The organism is Chamaesiphon polymorphus CCALA 037 (assembly GCF_003003845.1).
GTDB lineage: Bacteria > Cyanobacteriota > Cyanobacteriia > Cyanobacteriales > Chamaesiphonaceae > Chamaesiphon > Chamaesiphon polymorphus.
Map to the genome: position 1 here is coordinate 1 of NZ_PVWO01000398.1, position 5,535 is coordinate 5,535.

A 5,535-nucleotide genomic window follows, 5' to 3' on the forward strand; every position below is an offset into this window, starting at 1 on the left:
GGAAGAGGCGACATTGGTGGATTTGGCGGCAATGGTCGTTTCGGAGCTGGAACTGCGGTTGGCGGCGCAGCAAGTCGCCCAAGTCGATGCGGCATTAATTGAGATTACCCAAGGTGTGGCGAAGGTAACGGGTGGGGAATTTTTCGACGAACTGGTCAAGCACTTTGCCAAAGTTTTGGGTGCGGATTACGTCTATATTGGCTTGGTGGAAGGAACCGAGCCGAAAATGATGAAAACGATCGCCACTTGCGCTCGCGGTAACATCGTTGAGAATCTGGAATATCGGCTGGAAGATACGCCCTGCTGGGAAGCGATCGAGCAGCGTAAACTTTGCTCTTATCCGCGCAACGTCCAGGCTCAATTTCCAAATGCACCGCTGCTAAAACCGCTGGCTGTCGAGAGCTATATTGCCATCCCGTTCTATGGTGCTGGTGGGAATGTGTTGGGATTGCTGGGTGTCATGGATGGTAGACCGCTCACAAACGTACATCTAGCCGAATCGTTACTGACGATCTTTGCCAGTCGGATTGCCACTGAGCTAGATCGTCAACAGTCCGAACTGATGCTCGTCGAACAGACGCAACTGCTAGAAGCGATCGCTACGGGTCAGTCGCTAGATGAGTGTCTGAGTGCGATGTGTAGCTCGATATCCTTACTCAGCCCCCACACCCGCGCCTGTGTGCTGCTGACTGACGATCGCCGCACGAAGTTTCCCCGATCGATTACGCCAGATTTCCCGCCGTCTTTGAGCGAAGGACTTAAGGATGCGCCGATTAGCGAACTGGCGATTGCTGTCGCAGACGGCAAGCCGTTCGGAACTTGTGGGACGGCGGTATATTGCGGTGAGCCTGTCACATGTCCCGATATTGCCAACGATGAATCCTGGTCGCAAGGCTGGCGGGATATCTGTATCGCGCATGGCATTCGGGCTTGTCATTCCGCACCGATTATGGATGTCGATCGTTTACCTGTCGGGTCGGTGATGTTGTGCTTTAGTGAGGCGCGATTGCCGACCGATTGGGAATATCGACTGAGTGAATTTGGGGCGAAAATTGCTAGTATTACGATCGACCGCAAGCGGTCGATCGAGAAGTTGGCGGAGAGTGAAGAACGGCTGAATTTAGCACTTACAGCCGCAGATATGGTGACGTGGGATGCCGATCTGTCCACGGGTCAAATCGTCTTGTCTGCCAATCACTCCCAGATTTTGGGCTACGATCTAGCCACTGCGGACGCACTTACCGTCGAGATGTGTTTGCGCTGCATTCATCCTGACGATCTCGCAGCAGTGACGCAGACGTGGGAAACTGCCCGACGGGAGCGATCGCTATTTTGCAGCGAACATCGGTTCGTTCGAGCTGATAACGGACGAGTAGTGTGGGTAGCCGCAACCGGACACTTTCTCGAAAACCAGGCGGGGTCAGCCAAGCGGTTTGTTGGGACGATCTTTGATATTAGCGAACGCAAACAAGCTGAAATTGCTCTAATAGAGAGTCAGCAGCGATTACAGTCGATCGTCGATGCGATTCCTCATGCAGTGTGGGTACTCGGAGCCGATGGTGAATTCCACTTTAACAATCAACAGTGGCTCAATTACTACGGCATGTCTTTTCCAGAGGCAATGGCAACCCAATGGAGTCAGCTAGATCCCGATGAATTTGCTGCCATCCAGCAGCAGTGGCAGCTCTCTTTGCAAACTGGAATGCCTTATGAAGCCGAATTTTGCTGGCATTTTGGCGGTGAGTCCAAACGCTGGTACCTGACTCGCGCCGAGCCGATTCGCGACCCGTCGGGGCAAATTGTCGAGTGGGTGGGCACTAATACCGATATTACCAATCTCAAGCAAGTAGAAGCAGCCTTGCAAGAGAGCCAGAAGTTCGCGCAAAAGCTCACCGAAGCCTTGCCTGGGGCGATGTACGTTTACGATATCATCGAGCAGCGTAACATCTATGCCAATCCTCAAACATTAGAAATGCTGGGCTATACGCCAGAGCAACTAAACGCTCTGGAGTCTGAGATCGCACAAATTGTAGTCCATCCAGACGATTTAGCCAGCATGATGGCATACCTAGAAGGGTTTGATACAGTGCAAGGTGGCAAAGTGCGGGAGTTGGAATACCGAGCGCGACATACAAACGGTGAATGGCGGTGGTTACTCAGTCGTAGCACTGCATTTAACAGAACGCCAGCGGGAGCTACCCAACAGATTTTGGGGGTATCGATCGATATTACCGATCGTAAAGTCGCCGAGCTGGAAATCGAACGACTCAACCACGATTTGGCTGCTCAAACTGACGAACTGCAAACGATCCTCGATACGCTGCCAGTGGGGGTCGCGATCGCTGACGATCCGCAGTGTAGTGTCATTCGTACCAATCGATTCGGTCAAAAGATGCTGAAGGTGTCAGCCGATACCAACGTTTCGGCAACTGGAGCGGAAGCGGAAACTTTACCATTCCGTCAATACCGCGACGGGCGAGAAATCTCTGGCGACCAGCTCCCGATGCAACTAGCAACCGCCCAAGGGCAAGCGATTCGAGATGTCGAAATCCAAATGCTGCGCTCGGACGGAGCGACATTCGACTGGCTGGTAACTGCCGTACCGCTATTTGACGAGCATCACGCCGTGCGCGGCTGTGTGGCAACGTTCACCGATGTTACCGAACTCAAACGATTACAATCGCAGCTACAGCTACGTGAAGCCGAACTCACGCAGTACCAAGCCCGACTTGCCTTCGTGCTAAATACCACCGGAGTCGGGCTATGGCTGAATTCACTCCCATTAGGCGCACTTAATTGGGACGAGCGCACCAGAGAACTATTTTTCGTGCCGCCCGATGCTGAGGCGACGATCGAATTGTTCTGGAGTCGCGTTCATCCCGACGATCGCGAACCGACTCGTTTGGCAGTTGAAGCGGCATTGCGAGACGGCACCTTATACGAAATCGACCACCGTGCGGTAAATCCAGATACAGGCGAAATTCGCTGGATTAAATCGGCTGGTAAGGGAACATATACACCTGATGGGGAACCAATCTCGTTTGACGGCATCAACTACGATATTACCGAACGCCAAGTCGCCGCAGCCAACCTAGCGCAGAGTAACGCCCGATTTGAGTCAGCGATGCTAGCAGTGCGGGGGACAGTGTACGAGTGGAATCTACAAACGAAAATAATCTATCGTTCCAGAGGATTATTCGATCTGCTGGGCTTTCGGTCAGAAGATGTGCCGCCCACAAACGAGTGGTGGACGGAACGAGTGCATCCTGACGATTTAGAGCGCACCCAAGCGGAGTTTATGGCAGCTCCAGCGGGGGTCGATCGATTTGAGAGCGAATATCGCGTCCGTCATGCCGCAGGGCACTGGGTATATGTGTCCGATCGCAGCTATTTTCAGTACGATCTGCAAGGAGAACTGCTCAAAGTCGTTGGATTTAACACCGACATTACCGAACGTAAACTCGCCGAGGAAGAGTTATATCAGAGTCAATTACTCGTGCAACGACAACTGATGGAGATCGAAGCAATTTATCAAACCGCACCTATTGGGCTAACGATTCTCGATCGCCAATTGCGTTATGTCCGCCTCAATCAGCGGCTGGCAGAAATTAACGGTATCGATATTGACGATCATATCGGGCGCACGATGCGCGATATCGTGCCGACTGTAGCCGATGAGAACGAACCAATCCTATCCGGTGTCATCGCCACCGGAGAGCCACTGCTGAATCTCGAAATTAGCGGTGAAACTAGAGCTGCGCCTGGAGTTCAGCGAACTTGGATTCAAAATTGTTATCCACTTAGAGATGAAACCGGACAGGTGGCGGGGATTAATGTCGTCGTCCAAGAAATCACCGATCGCAAACGCGCCGAAGCAGAATTACGCGAGAGCGAAGAACGATTCCGCACCTTGGCAGATAACATTACTCAGTTTACGTGGATGACCGACGAAAACGGCTGGATCTTCTGGTACAACCGTCGCTGGTTTGACTATACGGGTACGACGCTAGAGCAGATGCAGGGCTGGGGCTGGCAAAGCGTTCATCATCCCGAACATATCGATCGAGTAGTGGAGCTATTTCGCCATCATCTCGAAATCGGTCAGGAATGGGAAGATATATTTCCGCTCCGAGGTCGGGACGGACAGTACCGCTGGTTTTTGTCTCGCGCAGTACCGATCCGCGATGAATCTGGGCGAATTATCCGCTGGTTTGGCACCAATACCGACATTACCGAGCTACAACAAGCCGAAGCAGCTCTGGCCGATCGCAACAAGGAGCTAACCAGCTTCGCATATACCGTCTCTCACGATCTCAAGGCTCCCCTACGGGCAATTTCTAACTTATCAGTCTGGATCGAAGAAGATTTGGAAGGTCAGTTACCACCCGATACTCAACAACAGTTCGACCTCCTTCGCACTCGCGTCAAGCGGATGGAGTTGATGATTGACAGCTTGCTCCTATACGCCCGCGCGGGGCGACAAGAAGCCCAGTTAGAAACCTTCCACCTCGCCGAATTCCTGAGCGAGATTATTGACTCGATCGCCCCACCAGAGGGCTTTAAGATCGACATTCAGCCACTGTTACCAACCCTTACGACCAAGCGGGTATTTTTGAGTCAAGTTTTTGCCAACCTCATTAGCAATGCTATCAAGCACCATAATTCTGTCACCGGAAATATACAAATTTCGGCGATCGATCGTCCCACCTACCATGAATTTATTATCAAAGATGATGGCCCAGGCATCGCCCCAGAAAATCATGCCAAAGTCTTTGAGATCTTTGCAACTCTAAAAGTTAAAGACAATAGCGATAGTACGGGAATTGGTCTGGCGATCGTCAAAAAGATTATCGAAACCGAGCAAGGTACGATTCGGTTAGAGTCGAGTTTGGGCGAGGGGACAACTTTCTATGTGACGTGGCCGAAGAGTCATCAATAACCTGAGTTTGCGATCGAAATTACCGAAATAGTTAATAGTTAATAACTATTAACTATATAGTATAACGTCATTATTATTATTTATCACTCTACATGAATACTATAAATATTCTTTATCAAAACAGATTGACTGCTATGACTCAATTACAATCAAGCTTCGGGGTGAAAATGTAAGTGAGAGTGAGGACTTTGAGCGGTTAGATGTGGGGAATGTTTGTGGAGATGCTCTTCATCGTAGTTATGGTCGTGTTCGTGCCACAGCCCAGCTTGTAAGTCGGTGAGATTACGAGGTTTGAAAGCTACATACACGACGACTAATAATCCAGCACCGATTAAACTAGTGTAGAAAAAATTCTGAGCGGGTAAATTACTGCCCATCCAGCCTGCTAGTGGATAAGCTAACGCCCACCAAAGATGACTCCAAGCAAAGTGTGCGCCATACACTCGCCCTTGAACTTCAACATCGACACGATCGGCTATTAAGGTTTGAGTGGGCACATTTACCAGCGTTTGTCCGATTCCAGCGATCGCCCACAGCACCAATAATCCGCCCAGATTCACGAAATTTGCAGGTAATAAAGCTAGTGTAATCAGTAC

Annotated in this window: 2 protein-coding genes; one reads left to right on the forward strand and one right to left on the reverse strand. The window is 50.8% G+C overall.

Annotation, left to right across the window (positions count from 1 at the left end):
• The coding region (locus C7B77_RS30335) for a PAS domain-containing protein (RefSeq protein WP_181243979.1) at nucleotides 1–4,939 on the forward strand (4,939 nt) is incomplete at its 5' end.
• Nucleotides 4,940–5,088: 149 nt separating this feature from the next.
• On the opposite strand, the gene C7B77_RS22780 is transcribed toward C7B77_RS30335, so the two are convergent.
• A partial coding sequence (locus C7B77_RS22780; protein WP_146138463.1) for an MFS transporter occupies nucleotides 5,089–5,535 on the reverse strand: 447 nt, incomplete at its 5' end.